Source organism: Stenotrophomonas lactitubi, assembly GCF_002803515.1.
GTDB classification, from domain to species: domain Bacteria; phylum Pseudomonadota; class Gammaproteobacteria; order Xanthomonadales; family Xanthomonadaceae; genus Stenotrophomonas; species Stenotrophomonas lactitubi.
Genome location: NZ_PHQX01000001.1, coordinates 3,235,908 through 3,251,185 on the forward strand (window position 1 = coordinate 3,235,908; position 15,278 = coordinate 3,251,185).

12 protein-coding genes are annotated in these 15,278 nt (G+C 67.1%); 1 reads left to right on the forward strand and 11 read right to left on the reverse strand.

Translation table 11 applies throughout. The features are described from left to right. Positions 1–34 precede the first annotated feature (34 nt). The 11 genes from CR156_RS15180 to CR156_RS15230 form a co-directional block, all read right to left on the reverse strand. On the reverse strand, positions 35–1,735 hold the full coding sequence (locus CR156_RS15180; RefSeq protein ID WP_100553435.1) for a BatD family protein: 1,701 nt from the start codon (positions 1,733–1,735) through the stop codon (positions 35–37). Beyond that, a complete protein-coding gene (locus tag CR156_RS15185) occupies positions 1,732–3,600 on the reverse strand; it encodes a tetratricopeptide repeat protein (RefSeq protein WP_100554193.1) in 1,869 nt (622 codons plus the stop codon). Before CR156_RS15185 ends, CR156_RS15180 begins: the two co-directional genes overlap by 4 nt. Positions 3,601–3,617: 17 nt before the next feature. Next, on the reverse strand, positions 3,618–4,622 hold the full coding sequence (locus CR156_RS15190; RefSeq protein WP_100553436.1) for a vWA domain-containing protein: 1,005 nt from the start codon (positions 4,620–4,622) through the stop codon (positions 3,618–3,620). Next, positions 4,619–5,068 (reverse strand): DUF4381 domain-containing protein, encoded by a 450-nt coding sequence (locus tag CR156_RS15195; protein ID WP_100553437.1) that lies wholly within the window; start codon positions 5,066–5,068, stop codon positions 4,619–4,621. The genes CR156_RS15190 and CR156_RS15195 overlap by 4 nt, the downstream gene beginning before the upstream one ends. Then, a complete protein-coding gene (locus tag CR156_RS15200) occupies positions 5,065–5,994 on the reverse strand; it encodes a DUF58 domain-containing protein (RefSeq protein ID WP_100553438.1) in 930 nt (309 codons plus the stop codon). The genes CR156_RS15195 and CR156_RS15200 overlap by 4 nt, the downstream gene beginning before the upstream one ends. A gap of 8 nt (positions 5,995–6,002) precedes the next feature. Continuing rightward, a complete protein-coding gene (locus CR156_RS15205) occupies positions 6,003–7,028 on the reverse strand; it encodes an AAA family ATPase (RefSeq protein ID WP_100553439.1) in 1,026 nt (341 codons plus the stop codon). Positions 7,029–7,334: 306 nt separating this feature from the next. After that, positions 7,335–9,317 carry a type IV pilus secretin PilQ gene (locus CR156_RS15210; RefSeq protein WP_100553440.1) on the reverse strand — a complete coding sequence of 661 codons (1,983 nt, stop codon included), beginning with the start codon at positions 9,315–9,317 and terminating at the stop codon, positions 7,335–7,337. 21 nt (positions 9,318–9,338) lie between these two features. Next, entirely contained in the window at positions 9,339–9,845 is a 507-nt protein-coding gene (locus CR156_RS15215; protein WP_080150643.1) for a pilus assembly protein PilP, read from the reverse strand. 26 nt (positions 9,846–9,871) lie between these two features. After that, positions 9,872–10,528 carry a type IV pilus inner membrane component PilO gene (locus CR156_RS15220; RefSeq protein ID WP_100553441.1) on the reverse strand — a complete coding sequence of 219 codons (657 nt, stop codon included), beginning with the start codon at positions 10,526–10,528 and terminating at the stop codon, positions 9,872–9,874. Beyond that, positions 10,525–11,421 (reverse strand): PilN domain-containing protein, encoded by an 897-nt coding sequence (locus CR156_RS15225; protein ID WP_100553442.1) that lies wholly within the window; start codon positions 11,419–11,421, stop codon positions 10,525–10,527. The genes CR156_RS15220 and CR156_RS15225 overlap by 4 nt, the downstream gene beginning before the upstream one ends. Beyond that, on the reverse strand, positions 11,421–12,479 hold the full coding sequence (locus CR156_RS15230; RefSeq protein ID WP_032951624.1) for a pilus assembly protein PilM: 1,059 nt from the start codon (positions 12,477–12,479) through the stop codon (positions 11,421–11,423). Before CR156_RS15230 ends, CR156_RS15225 begins: the two co-directional genes overlap by 1 nt. Positions 12,480–12,696: 217 nt before the next feature. Here CR156_RS15230 and CR156_RS15235 point away from each other — a divergent pair, with 217 nt between their 5' ends. Continuing rightward, positions 12,697–15,123, forward strand: coding sequence for a penicillin-binding protein 1A (locus tag CR156_RS15235; RefSeq protein WP_100553443.1), 2,427 nt, complete (start codon positions 12,697–12,699; stop codon positions 15,121–15,123). Positions 15,124–15,278 lie beyond the last annotated feature (155 nt).

Sequence of the window (15,278 nt, forward strand, 5' to 3'; positions counted from 1 at the left end):
ATCTACTCTAACAAAGCGCGCAAGCCGCGCCGGTTCAGGGTTGCCGCGGCGGATACAGCGGCGGCAGCCCAGTGTCGACGGCGCCGCTGGCGGCCGACCAGTGCGGTCCGTCACGGAAGCTTTCGCGCAGACGGGCCCGCAGCGCGGTGACATCGCCCAATCCGCCCCAGCGCGCCTGCTGCAACGCCTGCAGGGTCTGCCGCTGGGCCGGATCGGCCAGCCGCTCGATCACCTGTTCCAGGCGCTCCACGCCCGCCATCGAACACAGCAGCGCCTCCACCTGGTCAAAGCCCTCGCCATCGATGGCCCGGCGCAGCTCGGCCACGCTGGCACGCGACGACGTCGCAGGTGCGACAACTCCAGGGCGGGGAACCGTACGGGCATGGGCGGCTACATGGCGCCCACGTCGCCATCCCCATGCCAGGGTCAACAGCCACAGCAGCGCCAGACCTGCGGCGGCGGCCATCCACGGCCACGGCCGGGTGCCGGCTGCGGTCGGTGCAAGAGAGGATGCGACCGAAGGGGCGGCGTCTTCCGGCAGCGCGGCATCGGTATCGATCGGTTGTGCCACGGGCGCGCCGGCCCGGCCCGCCGCCACGGCCAGTTCCAGATCCGGCAGGCTGGCCTGCTGGGCACTGCCGCTGTCCACGTTCCACCACGCCACGCGCGGCCCGGGCACGCGCAGCGATCCAACCTGCCGCGGCACGATCGAATAGCGCCGGGTGATCTTCAGGCGTGGCGTGCTGCCGTTGAAGGTCTCCTCGTACTGGGCCGGTTCGGCGAACACCTGTGCGGCATCACCGAGGTCGGGCACGGGCAGGTCGGTGAACTGGGCCCGGGTGGCGCCGTTGGCGATCGCTTCGACCATCACGGTGGCGGCTTCGCCCGTGCGCGCACTATTGGGTGCAGCGGTGTAGCGCAACTGCAGGCTGTGTAGGGGCAGCCACGGCTGCACGGCCTGCGCCGGTTGCGCCTGTACCTGCAGCGTGCGTTCGGCACCGACGGCATTCATGCGGCCATCGCCACCGCTGCCGAAGAAGTCATCGAAGAAGCCCCCGGCGCTGCGGCCGGTGAAGCGTGCGCCAGGCAGACGCAACGCACCGCTGCGCTCGGGGATCAGCAGGAAGCGACGTTCGACCACGTTGTAGCGACGGCCGTTGACCTGGCGTACGTCGCTGCGATCCTCGCCAACCCGCTGCAGCGACGCGCCACTGGGGGTGTCGAGCACCAGTTCGCCCGACGCCAGCTGCGAAGCGAAGTACAGCCTGACCACCACGCCCACGCTTTGCTGCACGTAGGGCGTCTGGTCATCCACCTCGGTTTCGATGAAGGCGGTGGCATTGCTCTGCGGGGTGGCCACCACGGCATCACTGACCTGCAGCACCAATGGCGCCGTGCGTGCACTGCCGACCTGCAACGAGGGCACCTGCAGCGTACCGGTGCGGCGCGGCGTCAACGCAACCGTATAGAGGTTGCGCTGCTGGACGCCGCCATTGCTCCACTGCACCTGGCGGTTGCTGCTCTGCGCGCTGAGCGCGAAATCGGCATTCAACGGTGCATAGTCCGGTGCACCTTCGTCGGTCTCGATGTGCAGGGTGACCGCATCACCGGCGGCGATGCTGTCCTGTTCCAGCCAGGCGCGCGTCTGCGCCATGGCCACCATCGGCAGCCACAGCAGCAGCATCGCCAGCACAGGCAGAGGCCACCGGAATTGCCTGCTCGCCATGCCTGTCATCGCCCTTCCCTTTTTCTACGTTCGTTTTCCAACTGGAACTTGGCCCGCAGCAGTGCCCCCGGATCATCCGGTACGCGCCGCATCCAGGCCTCCACGGCCTGCTGTTCCTCGCGCTGTTGCGGTGTGCCGCCATCGCCGCGCACTGCCGTCTTGCCGGCTTCGCCAGCACGCGCCTGCTGCAGGGCCTGCTGCATGCGCTGACGCTGCTGGGCATCGGCCTGCGCCTGGGCCTGCGGGTCAGCTGCCTGCGGCGGCTCCTGTTTCGCACCCTGCTGGCCGGAGCCTGCAGACGCTGGATTCTGCTGGCCCTTCTGGCCCTGCGGTTGCTGCTGGCCTTGTTGACCCTGTTGCGGATTCTGCTGGCCTTGCTGCGGCTGATTCTGCTGCCCCTGCTGTCCATGCTGGCCTTGCTGTCCCTGCTGACCTTGTTGACCCTGCTGGTTCTGCTGCTGGCCCTGTTGTGGCTTCTGCTGCCCCTTGCCCTGCCCCTGGTCATTGTTCGACGGCGGCTTGCGCTTGCGCGCAGCGTCGACCACGGCACGGTTGGCGACGGCGTCGGCCATCTGCGGGTGGCGCGTCAGGGCCTTGTCGTAGGCGGAGATGGCGCCGTCGTAGTCGCCCTGACGGGCAAGCACGTTGCCGAGGTTGTACCAGCCGGCGTCGCTGTCGATGCCTTCGAACTGCTTGCGGGCAGTAGCGAAATCACCTTGACGGTAGGCCTGCACGCCCGCAGCCAGGCGCTCATGCTCACGCTGGTCGGCACGTTCCCACAACGTGCCCGCTGCCGGTGCAGGTGTCGGTGCAGCTGTCGGCGCGCGCGGCTGCGCCTGCAGCTGCCCGCTCAAGGGCAGAAGACCCACGGCCAGCACTGCCGCCAGCACCGCACGGCGGCGGAACGCCAGCAGTGCCAACAGCATTACCGGCGGCAACAACCAATAGCCTTCGTCCTGCCATTGCCGGGCCTGTCCGGGCCGCTGCAGTGCGCCGCCATCCCTGGCATCCAGCACGCCCAATGCCTGCAGGTCGCGATCATCGCTGGCGATGCGCTGGTAACGCCCGCCGCCTGCGGTGGCGACGGCACGCAGGCTGGTTTCATCCAGCGCGGCCTGAGCGATCTGGCCTTGACCATCGCGATAGGCGGCGCCGGACGGCGTGCCCAGGCCCAGCACCGACACCTGCAGGCCGAGACCACGCGCCTGCGTTGCCGCAAGCATCGCTTCGCTGTCAGCCTGGTCGCTGACCAGGAGAATCTGGCCGCGCAGGGCACCGGTCTGCCGCAGCAACCGGACCGCCCAGTCGATGCCACGATCAGCGCGCTGGCCATCACGCGGCATCACCTCCGGCGCCAGCGCATCCAGGTACAGCGCCACGTTTGCAGCGTCGTCGGTCAACGGTGCCACGGTATAGGCATCTTCGGCATACACCACCAGACCCACCTGCCCGCCTTGACGGGCACGCAGCAACGCACCGATTTTTGCCCGCGCCTGCAGCAGCCGCGAGGGTGGCAGGTCGGTCGCGGTGATGCGGCTGGAGAGATCCAGCACCACCACCAGCGGTGCGCTGACCTGATAGACCGGCTGCGCCTGCTGCCGCCAGCTGGGGCCAGCCATCGCCAGTGCAGCCACGGTCCAGCCCAGCAGCAGAGCCCATGGCAGGCGTGCGCGTCGCTTCCCCTCACCGGCCAGCAGGTGGGACAACAGATGGGCGTCGACTGCCTGCCGCCAGGCGTCGCTGCGCCGCTGCCGGTATACGGCCACGGCCACGATCAGCGGCAGTGCCGCCAGCATCCACAACCACTCCGGGCGCAGGAAATGCAGCGCGCCCCAATCAAACGTGCTCAAGTCGAACGCGCTCCAGTCGGGCATCTTCAGGAAGGTGGCGCTCATCGGCGGCGCTCCGGCCATACCCACGCCAACGCGCCCAGCAACAAGGCGACAGCCAGCGGCCACGCATAGCGCTCGTTGCGCGGACGCAGTGTCGGCCCCTTCGCGGCGATCGGCTCCAGCCGGTCCAGTTCGGCATAGATGCCGACCAGCTGGTCGGTGTCACGCGCACGGAAGAAGCGGCCGCCGGTCATCTCGGCGATCCTGCGCAGTGTTGCCTCGTCCACCGGGTCGCGGTCGGCGGCCACGGGAATGCCGAAGAACCGCGCACTACCGTCGCTGCCAAAGGCCACGGTGTGCACGCGCACGCCTTCGGCACGTGCCAGCTCGGCGGCGCGCAGGGGTTCCAGCACGCCGGCGTTGCTGACGCCGTCGGTCAGCAGGATCAGTACACGCTGCCCTTCGGGCTGGTTGCGCAGGCGTTTGACCGCCAGCGCGATGGCATCACCAATGGCCGTCTCGCGCCCGGCAAGACCGACCACGCTGTCGCGCAGTTGATCACGCACGCTGGACAGATCCGCAGTCAACGGTGTGAGCGTGTAGGCACGATCACCGAACACCAGCAGGCCGACGCGATCACCGGCACGACGGTCGAGGAAATCGGCCAATACCGCCTTGGCAGCGGTCAGGCGCTCTACCGCCTGTGCGCCGAGCACCATGTCCGGCTCGCTCATGCTGCCGGACACGTCCATTGCCAGCATCATCTGCCGGCCTTCCTGCGGCGGGGTGATTGCCTCACCCAGCTGCTGCGGACGCGCCATCGCCACGCACAGCGCCAGCCAGCCCAGCCACAGCAAGCCGCTGCGCAGCCAGGAAACGCCGACACGACCGCCGCCAGCCAGTGCTTCCAGCTCGGCAGCGGCGTAGGGCACGCGCAGCGCCGCGCCCGGGTCGGCACGCCGTTTCCACGCGTACATCAGGATCGGCAACGGCAGTGCCAGCAGTGCCAGCGGCCACGCCAGCTGCAGATCCGGCCACGGCCAGTAAGCTGCCAGCGCGCTCATCGTCGGCGCTCCTGCAGCAACGCCAGGTAACGCGCACGCGCCCACGCGCGCACGTCGGCCACGGCAGCGGCATCCACGTGAGGACGATAGGCACCCTCGGCCAACAGATTGCGCTGCGCAGGCGGCAGGGTGTCCTTGGGATCGACATGCTGCCACCACGCGTCATCGCGCAGTGCTTCGCTGCCCGGGCGTGCCTGACGCGCCGCACGCCGCAGCAGGCTGGCGATGGCTGCCAGTTCCGACGGCGCGCCGTTCACTGCCGCAATCTCCTGATCGAACACTCGCATCCACTGTTGGCGTCGGCGGCGCCGACGCCAGGCCAGCGCAGCAACGATTGCCAGCAACAGCAGAACCAGTGCGATCAGCATCAGCCAGCCAGGTGCGGGTGGCCACCACGCTGGCGAGGCCGGCAACTGCACATCACGCAGTGGCAGGGAGGCACTCATGCCGGCACCTCCGTCGGTGCCGGCGCCAGCCAGGCATCACTGGCCGCATCGGTGGAAAGCACCTGCACATCGACGCGACGTGCGGCAAGCTGGCAGCGCAGCTGCTGCAGCGGTTCGACGAAATGCGCTTGCCAGTGCGCCTGCACATCGCTGCGACGCAGGTCCAGGCCGATGCGCTGCTGTGCGGCGAGAAACTGCAGGGGCGCCGCTGGCGGCTGCAGCTCCAGCGGATCGACCAGCAGCAGCAGACTCAGGTCATGGTGCTGGGCCAGTGCGCTCCAGCGCGCCGGCGGAATGCGGATCGCCTGCTGCGGATCGGCCAGTACCAGCATCCGCGCGCCGGGGCGCAGCACCCGCCCGGCATGGTCCAGCGCGCGCTCCAGGCCGAGGTCATCGGCGGGTGGTTGCGCGTACCAGCGCGTGAGTGCGTCGAGTACGCGCAGTACACCGCGCGCACCGCCGGCCGGTGCGATCGGTGCCTCACGATCACTGCCGCGCAATGCACCGATGCGATCGCCGCGACGCTGTGCGGACCATGCCGCGACGGCACCGGCGCGCGCCGCCTGCACCGACTTGAAGCGCACGCGGGTACCGAAGTACAGCGCAGGCGACGTATCGGCAATGATCAGGGTGACCCGCTCGCGTTCTGCCTGGAACAGTTTGGTGTGCGTGCGACCGGTGCGCGCGGTGACGCGCCAGTCGATGTGGCGCGCGTCGTCGCCCGCCACGTATTCGCGTGATTCTGCATATTCCATGCCGCGTCCGCGCAGCGGCGAAGGTGCCTGGCCTGCACTGCCCGCTCGCCCTCGACGAGGCGGTGGCGGAAGCTGTGCCAGGCGCCGCAATGCCACCAGCTCGGCCAACTGCGGTCGCAGACCATCGCCTTCGCTGGTACCCGGAGCAGGTCCGTTGGTCGTGCCGGTCATGCGCGCACTCAGGGTGCCGGTACCCGGGCCAGCAGCTCCTGCACCAGGCGCTCACCATCCCACCCTTCGGCGACGGCTTCATAGCTGGGCAGGACCCTGTGGCGCAGCACATCGGCGGCCACGGCACGCACGTCGTCGGGGGTGACGAAATCACGCCCAGCCAACCACGCCCGCGCCCGTGCGCATCGTTCCAGTGCGATGGAGCCACGGGGGCTGGCGCCCCAGGCAATACGGCGCGCCAGCGAGGCGTCGTAGCGCGAAGGGTCGCGCGAGGCCAGCACCAGTTCGATCAGATAGCGCTCCAGCGCGGGGGCCATGTGCAGCTCCAGCACCTCGCGGCGCGCGTCGAAGACATCCTGCATCGGCAGTTTTTCCGGCGCCGCTGCGGCCTCGCCAAGCGCACCCCGGGCACGCTCGCGGGCAAGCCGCAGAATCTCCGACTCGGCCGCCTGGTCCGGATAACCAATGCATACGTGCATCAGGAAACGATCCAGCTGCGCTTCCGGCAGCGGGAACGTGCCTTCCTGCTCGATCGGATTCTGCGTGGCCATCACCAGGAACAGCGATGGCAGCGCGTAGGTGTGGCGGCCGACGGTGACCTGGCGTTCCCCCATCGCTTCCAGCAGCGCGGACTGCACTTTGGCCGGCGCGCGGTTGATTTCATCGGCCAGCAGGATCGGGTGGAAGATCGGCCCCGGCACGAACTCGAAACGCCCTTCCTGCGGGCGCCAGATCTCGGTGCCGGTCAGGTCGGAAGGCAGCAGGTCCGGGGTGAACTGCACCCGTGCGAAGTCTGCTTCCAGCCGCGCCGCCAAGGCCCGGATGGCCGTGGTCTTGGCCAGGCCCGGTGCACCTTCCACCAGCAGGTGGCCATCGGCCAGCAAGGCGATCAGAAGGCGTTCGACCAGCGCCGCCTGACCGACGATCTCGGCCGACAGTGCATCTCGCAGGTCGCTGAAAGCGGCATGCAGGCGCGAGGTGACGGGGGCAGGCGGCGGAGAAATGGATTCGGGCATCGGCGGAGGCAGGTTCATGGGGGCCTTTGACCGGCGCAGGATGGCTCGGGTTCCCCACATCATCGCAGGCCGTCCGGCTGCTGGCATCAAGAACGGCTGAACAGCCTCCACGCATGGCGTGGATCTACTCACCCATCCACGCATGGCGTGGATCTACTGGAGGGACATGGCGTGGATCTACTCGCCCATCCACGCATGGCGTGGATCTACTGGAGGGACATGGCGTGGATCTACTGACCCATCCACGCATGGCGTGGATCTACTGGCGCAAACGACGCGGGGCCGCACGTGGCGGCCCCGGTCGGATGCAACAGGTGCAACGTCTCAGTTCTGGCGCGCCACGCGCAGGACCTTCGGGGTCACGAACACCAGCAGTTCGGCCTTGTCCTTGTTGCGACCGCGCTTCTTGAACAGGTTGCCGAGGAAGGGCACGTCGCCCAGGAACGGCACCTTGCTGACACTGTTGCGGTCGGTGAACTCATACACGCCACCGATCACCACGGTCTGCCCATCTTCCACCAGCACGGCGGTATTGACCTCGCGGCGGTTGATGTTGGGCACCTGGCCGTAGCCTTCCAGCACGATGTAGCTTTCGACCTCATCCTTCTTCACCGCCATGTTGAGGAACACGCGGTTGTCGTTGGTGATCGTCGGGGTGACCTTCAGTTCCAGCACCACTTCCTTGAACTGCACGTTCGGGGTAGCTGCACCGCCGGCACCGCCACCACTGATGGTGACATAGCCGATTTCCTTGCCCTGCTTGATCAACGCTTCACGCTGATTGGTGGTGACCACGCGCGGGTTGGAGATCACTTCGCCGCGCGATTCTTCCTGCATGGCCGACAGTTCGACGTCCAGCAGGTAGCCCGCGTTGAGGATCGACAATGCCAGCGAGCCCGGATTGCTGGCCGCTGCCACTGGCAGGTTCCAGTTCAGCCCGCGGGTGATGGCCGAACCGACCGACACCGGCGGCGGACCCACGCGGCCACCGGCGATCCAGTCGCGCTCAGCCTTCGCATTGGCGTTGTTGGCGTCCACCTGCGACTGGCGGGTCTTGGCGTTGGCTTCCAGGTTGCCGCTGAAGTACACGTTGTCGCGGCTGCCGCTGACGCCGAACTTGGCACCCAGTTCGCGGGCGAAGGTATCGGTGGCGATGACGATGCGGCTCTCGATCAGCACCTGGTCGACCGGGCGGTCGATCACGTTGATCAGCTCGCGCATCCGCGCGATCTTCTTCGGGATGTCGCTGATCATCAGCGTGTTGGTGCGTTCGTCTGCGACGATGCGGCCACGCGCGGACAGGAAACCACTGTCTTCCTGCGACGCCGACCCGCTGCCACCCTGACCACCACCGCCGCCACCACCGGAGCCGCCGATGCCCTTGGCCTCGGTCAGTGCTTTGAAGATCTGTGTGGCACTGTGATAGTTGATCTGGACGTAGTCGGTCATCAGATCTTCGCGGTTCTCGATCGCGATGCGAGCGTCTTCCTTCTCCTGCTCGAACTTGGCCAGCTCGGACTGCGGCGCAACCCACACCACGCTGCCGTCACGACGCTTGTCCAGGCCCTTGGCACGCAGCACGATATCCAGCGCCTGGTCCCACGGCACGTTGACCAGGCGCAGGGTCACATTGCCCTGCACCGAGTCGGAGGCCACCACGTTCAGATTCGACTCTTCGGCAATCAGCTGCAAGACAGTGCGCACGGGCACGTCCTGGAAGTTGAAGGTCACCGGCTTGCCGGCGTAGCCGCGCTGCGGCACGCCCTTGGCGGCCTGGGTCACGCTGCCGGCAGTGACGGCGCCAACGGCGGCCTGGGCCTGCCGCGGGCTGATCTCCACCACATACTCGTTGCCACTCTGGTAGGCCAGTGACTCGACCGGACCGCCGGTGCTCAGCACCAGCTGGGTGCCGGCCCCGGACGGCTTGGCGTCGATGCGCTGCACCGGGGTGGCGAAGTCGGTGACGTTCATCGGCTTCTGCAGATTGGCCGGCAGGCGTGCGTTGCCGACATCGACAACCACGCTGTTGCCCTGGCTGCGCAGGTCGGGCATGGCGCCCTGGCCGTCGAACTGCAGGATCAGGCGGCCCGCGCCGTCATCGCCACGCTTGAAGTCGATGCGTGCGACCGAAAGGCCTGCCGGCGCAGCGGCCGGCGTCGCCGCCAGCGCAGTGCCGGTCGGCTTTTCCGACGGTGCGGCGGCCAGCGCCGGAGCGCAGGCCAGCATCAACGCGACTCCCAGCGCGCTGATGCGGTTCAAGGTAGAGCGCCGGATGGGACGCAGCCCCTTGGCTTGGTGAAAGGTCATCGTGCTATCCCCAGTAAACGATCATTGATCTTCCAGCGCGAGTGTTGCTGGACGTTCCAGCCAGCCACCCGCGCCATCCGGCACCAGTTCGATCAGCTCCACGCGGTCTTCGAAGACCGCGGTGACCCGCCCGTCGCTCTGCCCCAGGTAACCGCCGGGACGCACCCGGTAGGTCACCTTGTCCGGCCCCATCACCAGCGCCACGGTGCCGGCGCCTGTTCCGATGGTGCCGACCATGTCCAGCGCGTCAAGCGGGAAGCCTTCCATCGGCTCCTTGCGTCGGTTCGGATCTGGCCGCAGTCCCCCATTCCCCTGCTGCGGGTTGGTCCAGGCATCGGTGAACGGATCGCGCATGCCCTGCGCGGAATACTCGAAGGTCTCGAACTGCTGCATCACCGGCAGCGGCTCCAGCGGCTGCGCCGGTCGCGCACGCTCGCTTTCGACCCACTTTTCCAGGTTGGGCGCATCACCCGGCGTGCTGGTCACGCCGCGGCCGCAGGCGGCCAGCAGCAGCACCGTCAACGCCATCCCACCACGTGCAATGAAGGAACGGATCACTTCTTCGCCTCCTTGCCCGCTTCAGCCTTCTGCTGTTCCTCGACCTCGGCCTCATCCAGGTAACGGTAGGTCTTGACCGTACCGGACAGTTCAAGCGCACCGGCACGGATGTTGCCGCCGGTCTTGTCCTTGGGCTTGAGGTTGATGTCGTGCATGGTCAGGATCACCACCCGCGGCAGCGAGGCCACGCCGCTGACGAAGGCACCGAACTGATGGTAACTACCCACCATCCGCAGCTTGATCGGCTTCTCGGCGTAGAACTCCTTGATCTGCTCCTGCTCGGGTTCAAACAGCTCGTTGGCCAGGCCGCTGGACAGTGCGGTCTGCGAGATGTCGATGATCAGGTCAGGCATCTCGGTCTTGCTCGGCAGCTGCCGCAGCATCTGCTGCAGGACCTGCTCCATCTGTGCCAGCTGCTGCTTCAACGGTTCCAGGTTGACCGCGCGTTCCTGTTCCTTGGTGAACTCGGCACGCAGTTCGGTTTCCCGCGACTCCAGACCGGCCAGTTCCTCGCGCTTGCCGCTGACCAGCAGCATCCAAAGCACGAACATGATGACCAGGGCGATCAGCGAGCAGAACACGATCTTCGCGTTCCTCGGCCAGTTGCCGATGTCGTTGAAGTCCAGGTTCTTGATGTCGACTTTCTTGCTCATGCGCGATCCCCCTGCAGCGGGGCGTGGAAGGCCTGCGGCGGCTGCGCCAGGCGGCTGCCCTCAGGCTTGGGTGCGGGTGCGGCCTGCGCTGGCTTGGCCGGCGCAGGTGCTGCCGCCGGTGCCGGGGCCTGTGCCGGAGCAGTTGCAGGCGTGGCTGCCGGTGCCGGCGTCGATCCCGGCGCTGGTGCGGCAGCAGCCGGCGCTGCCGCGTCGGGCCCTGCGCTGAGCGGTGCGACGGTCGGTGCCACCGGCGCGGTGCCGGCCACGCTGCCATCAGGGTTCAGGCCTGGAGTGGCCGCTGCTTCCTCGCTCTGCGCGGGCAGCTTGACCTTGACCTTGAACACGTACGGCAACGCCTTGATGTCAGCCACCGGGCCGGTCGCGCGCCCTTCCTTGTCCTTGTCCGGCTCACGCGCCTCGATGATCGCCAGCTCCGGATTGGTCATCCAGCCAGAGACTTCCAGGTTGCGCATGTAGGCCGAGACACGGGCGTTGGACTGGGTGCGGCCTTCCAGCGTCAGCACGTCGCCTTCCTGCTGCAGAGCGGTGAGCACCACGCCATCGGGGATGGTGCGGACCAGCGCATCGAACAGGTGGACCATCTGCGAGCGCTTGGCCTGCAGCTGCTCGATCACGGCCTTGCGGGCCAGCAATCGATTCTTCTGCTCGTCAAGGCGGTCGATTTCCTTGTTCTGCTCCTTGACCTTGTCGATCTCGGTCTGCAGGTAGGCGTTGCGATCGCTCTGCCCGCTGACCTGCATGTCGTAGTAGAACCAGATCAACAGCGACAGCAGCAGGCCACCAAGGGCGGCCATGCCCAGCATGATGCCGAACTCGCGCTGGCGTTGCTTGCGCCGTTCGGCGCGCCAGGGCAATAGATTGATGCGTGCCATCAGTCAAAGCTCCTCAGCGCCAGACCGGTCGCGATCATCAGCGCGGGGGCGTCCTGGGCCAGCGCGTGCGCCTGCACCTTCGGCCCCAGGGTCATCTGTGCCAGCGGGTTGGCGACGACGGTCGGCACGCCCAGCTGTTCCTCGACCATCTCCGGCAGGCCTGCAAGGGCAGCACAGCCGCCGGCCAGCACGATGTGGTCGACCCGGTTGAATTCGCTGCCGGCATAGAAGAACTGCAGCAGACGGCTGATCTGCTGGACCGTGGCTTCCTTGAACGGTTCCAGCACTTCCATCTCGTAGCTTTCCGGCAGCCCGCCCTGGCGCTTGGCCAGACCGGCTTCCTCGTAGCTCAGGCCATAGCGACGCATGATCTCGTCGGTCAGCTGCTTGCCACCGAACACCTGTTCGCGGCTGTACAGGCTGCGGCCACCGCGCAGTACGTTGAGGGTGGTCATGGTGGCTCCGATATCGACCAGCGCAACCACGCCCTCGGCCGAAACCGGCAACTCGCTGGCCACCAGGGCGAAGGCGTTCTCGACCGCGAAGGCCTCCACGTCCATCACCTTGGCCTGCAGCCCACCCAGTTCCAGTGCCGACTGGCGCAGTTCAACGTTTTCCGAACGCGAGGCAGCCAGCAGCACCTGGACCATTTCCGGGTTGTTCGGGATCGCCCCGATCACCTCGAAGTCCAGGTTCACTTCCTCGATCGGATACGGAATGTAGTTGACCGCTTCCAGCTCGATCTGGGCTTCCATGTCGTTCTCGTCCAGGTCGGCCGGCATCGGGATCACCTTTGTGATCACCGCCGAACCGGCCACGGCCGCAGCGGCCAGCTTGGCCTTGCTGCCGGAACGGTTCATCGCCCGGCGGATGGCCTCTCCCACGGCCTCCACTTCGACGATGTTCTTCTCCACCACCGCATTCGGCGGCAGCGGTTCCACGGCGTAATGTTCCACACGGAAACGGTTGCCGCTGCGGGAAAGCTGCAACAGCTTTACCGCAGTCGAACTGATGTCGACGCCAATGAGCGGCGACTGACTTTTTGGGATGAGCCCCACGGTTTCTCCCCTGCCGACGGGCACTTGGACGCAAGAGCTGCGTCCGCGCATTAATAACGTATTCTTAGCAAATGGCAACCGCCCTGCTGTGACATCCCTCACAGGATGAACACGCAGCCCCTGGCGTCCCCTTGCACTCCCCAGTGCCGGCCCCAGCCGCCACCTTGCGTAATCTATACTCTGCGACCACGAAATTCGCAATCGGAATCTGACACCGATGACCCGTCTCCGCCGCTGGCTGCGCTGGATCTTTCTTGTTGTCCTGGTCCTGGCGCTGGTCGGAGCGGCCGCCGTTGGCGGCCTGTACTACGCCGTTTCTTCCAAGCTTCCCGATGTGCAGACCCTGCGCGACGTGGAAATGCAGGAGCCGATGTACGTCTATGCTGCCGACGGCAAGCTGATGGCGGTGTTCGGTGAGACCCGGCGTACCCCCATCACCATGAAGGATGTGCCGGAGAAGCTGAAGCAGGCGTTCCTGGCCACCGAGGATGCCCGCTTCTACGAGCACGGCGGCGTGGACTACAAGGGCATCGGTCGCGCGGTGTGGCTGCTGGCCACCACCAACGACAAGCGCGTGCCCGGTGGCTCCACCATCACCCAGCAGGTGGCCCGCCAGTTCTTCCTCAGCTCCGAGTACAGCTACACCCGCAAGCTGGCCGAGATCCTGCTGGCGCGCAAGATCGAGTCCGAGCTGAGCAAGGACGAGATCTTCGAGCTGTACCTGAACAAGAGTTTCTTCGGCAACCGCGCCTACGGCGTGGCCGCCGCCGCCGAGTTCTACTACGGCAAGAAGCTGGGCGAGCTGGACCTGGACGAGATGGCCTCGCTGGCCGGCATCCCCAAGTTCCCGTCCTCGGGCAACCCGATCTCCAACCCGGAGCGCGCCCGCCAGCGCCGTGACAACTATGTGCTGCAGCGCATGGCCGACCTGAAGTTCGTCAGCCAGGCCGAAGCCGACGCGGCCAAGGCCGTGCCGATGCACGCCACCGCGCATGAGCCGCCGGTGCAGGTGGATGCGCCTTACGTGGCCGAGCTGGTGCGCCAGGAAATGATCGCCCGCTTCGGTGGCGACGTTGTCAACAAGGGCTACCACGTCACCACTACCATCGACGCGACGCTGCAGACCGCCGCCAACCTGTCGGTGCGCGACGGCCTGCTGCTGTACGACCATCGCCACGGCTGGCACGGCGTGGAGAAGCAGGTACAGCTGGGTGCCGGCGATGATGCCGCCGCACTGGCCGAGCACCTGCGCGGCACGTTCTCGCAGTCCGGCCTGCTGCCGGCGATCGTCGCCAGTACCGGCGCTGACGGCAGCGCCACCGTGGTGCTGGCCAACCGCAGCGAGATCGTGCTGCCGGCCGGTGCCGCCAAGTGGGCCAACAAGAGCCCGGCCAAGCTGGTGCAGCGTGGCGACATCGTGCGCGTGCGCGCCGGTGCCAAGGAGGGCGAGTGGCTGCTCGACCAGCTCCCGCGCGGCCAGTCCGCGCTGGTCTCGCTGGACGCCCACAGCGGCGCACTGAAGGCCCTGGTCGGCGGCTTCAGCTTCTCCGGCAACAAATTCAACCGCGCCACCCAGGCCCGTCGCCAGCCGGGTTCGAGCTTCAAGCCGTTCGTCTATGCGGCTGCCTTCGACAAGGGTTACAACCCGGCCTCGATCGTGCTCGACGCCCCGGTCGTGTTCCGCGACCGCCGCGGCAAGACCTGGGCGCCGCAGAATGACGGCGGCGGCTTCCGTGGCCCGATGCGCCTGCGTGAAGCGCTGGTGCAGTCGCGCAACCTGGTCTCGGTGCGCCTGCTTGATGGCATGGGCGTGGACTACGCGCGCAAGTACATCAGCCAGTTCGGCTTTGCCGAATCCGAGCTGCCGCCGAACCTGTCGATGTCGCTGGGTACCGCCTCGCTGACGCCGCTGTCGGTGGCCCGCGGCTATGCCGTGTTCGCCAACGGCGGCTCGCGCGTGGACACCTGGCTGATCGACCAGGTGCTCGACCGCGATGGCAACCTGGTGTTCAAGGAAAACCCGGCGATGGCCTGCCGCGACTGCGCCGGCAGCAGCGACCAGCCGGTGAACCAGGTGGTGGACGGCTTCAACTTCGGTGCCCCGCCACCCAAGGTTGACGCCACCGCCGCCGCCAAGGCGGAAGCCAAGAGCGAAACGCCAGCCGCACCGGTCAACCCGGATGCGCGTACCGCACCGCGTGCGATCGACGCACGTACTGCCTACCAGCTGGTGTCGATGATGCGCGATGTGGTCCAGCGCGGCACCGGCGCACAGGCCAAGGTGCTTGGCCGCGAGGACGTGGGCGGCAAGACCGGCTCCACCAACGATCACCGTGACGCCTGGTTCTCCGGCTTCGGCGGCCCGTACGTGACCACCGTGTGGGTAGGCCGCGACGACTTCCGCTCGCTGGGCTACCGCGAATACGGTGGCAAGGCGGCCCTGCCGATCTGGATCGACTACATGCGCACCGCGCTGAAGGACACCCCGATCGCGCAGAACGAACCGCCGAGCGGCATGGTCCAGGCCACCCTCAACGGCGCGGTGGAGTGGGTGAAGGTGGAAGACATGGACCGCCTGACCGACTACGACCTCAACCTGCAGAGCACCCCGCAGGCGGACGCGGCCGCGTTCGATATCTTCTAATAAGGCCAGGCTTGGTGGGTGCCAACCTTGGTTGGCACTGCCCTTTGTAGAGCCGAGCCCATGCTCGGCTCAGGGGGCCCGCGGTAGAACAGCCGAGCATAGGCTCGGCTCTACAGCATCAACGGCACCCTCTTGCTCGGGTAAACGCCGACCCT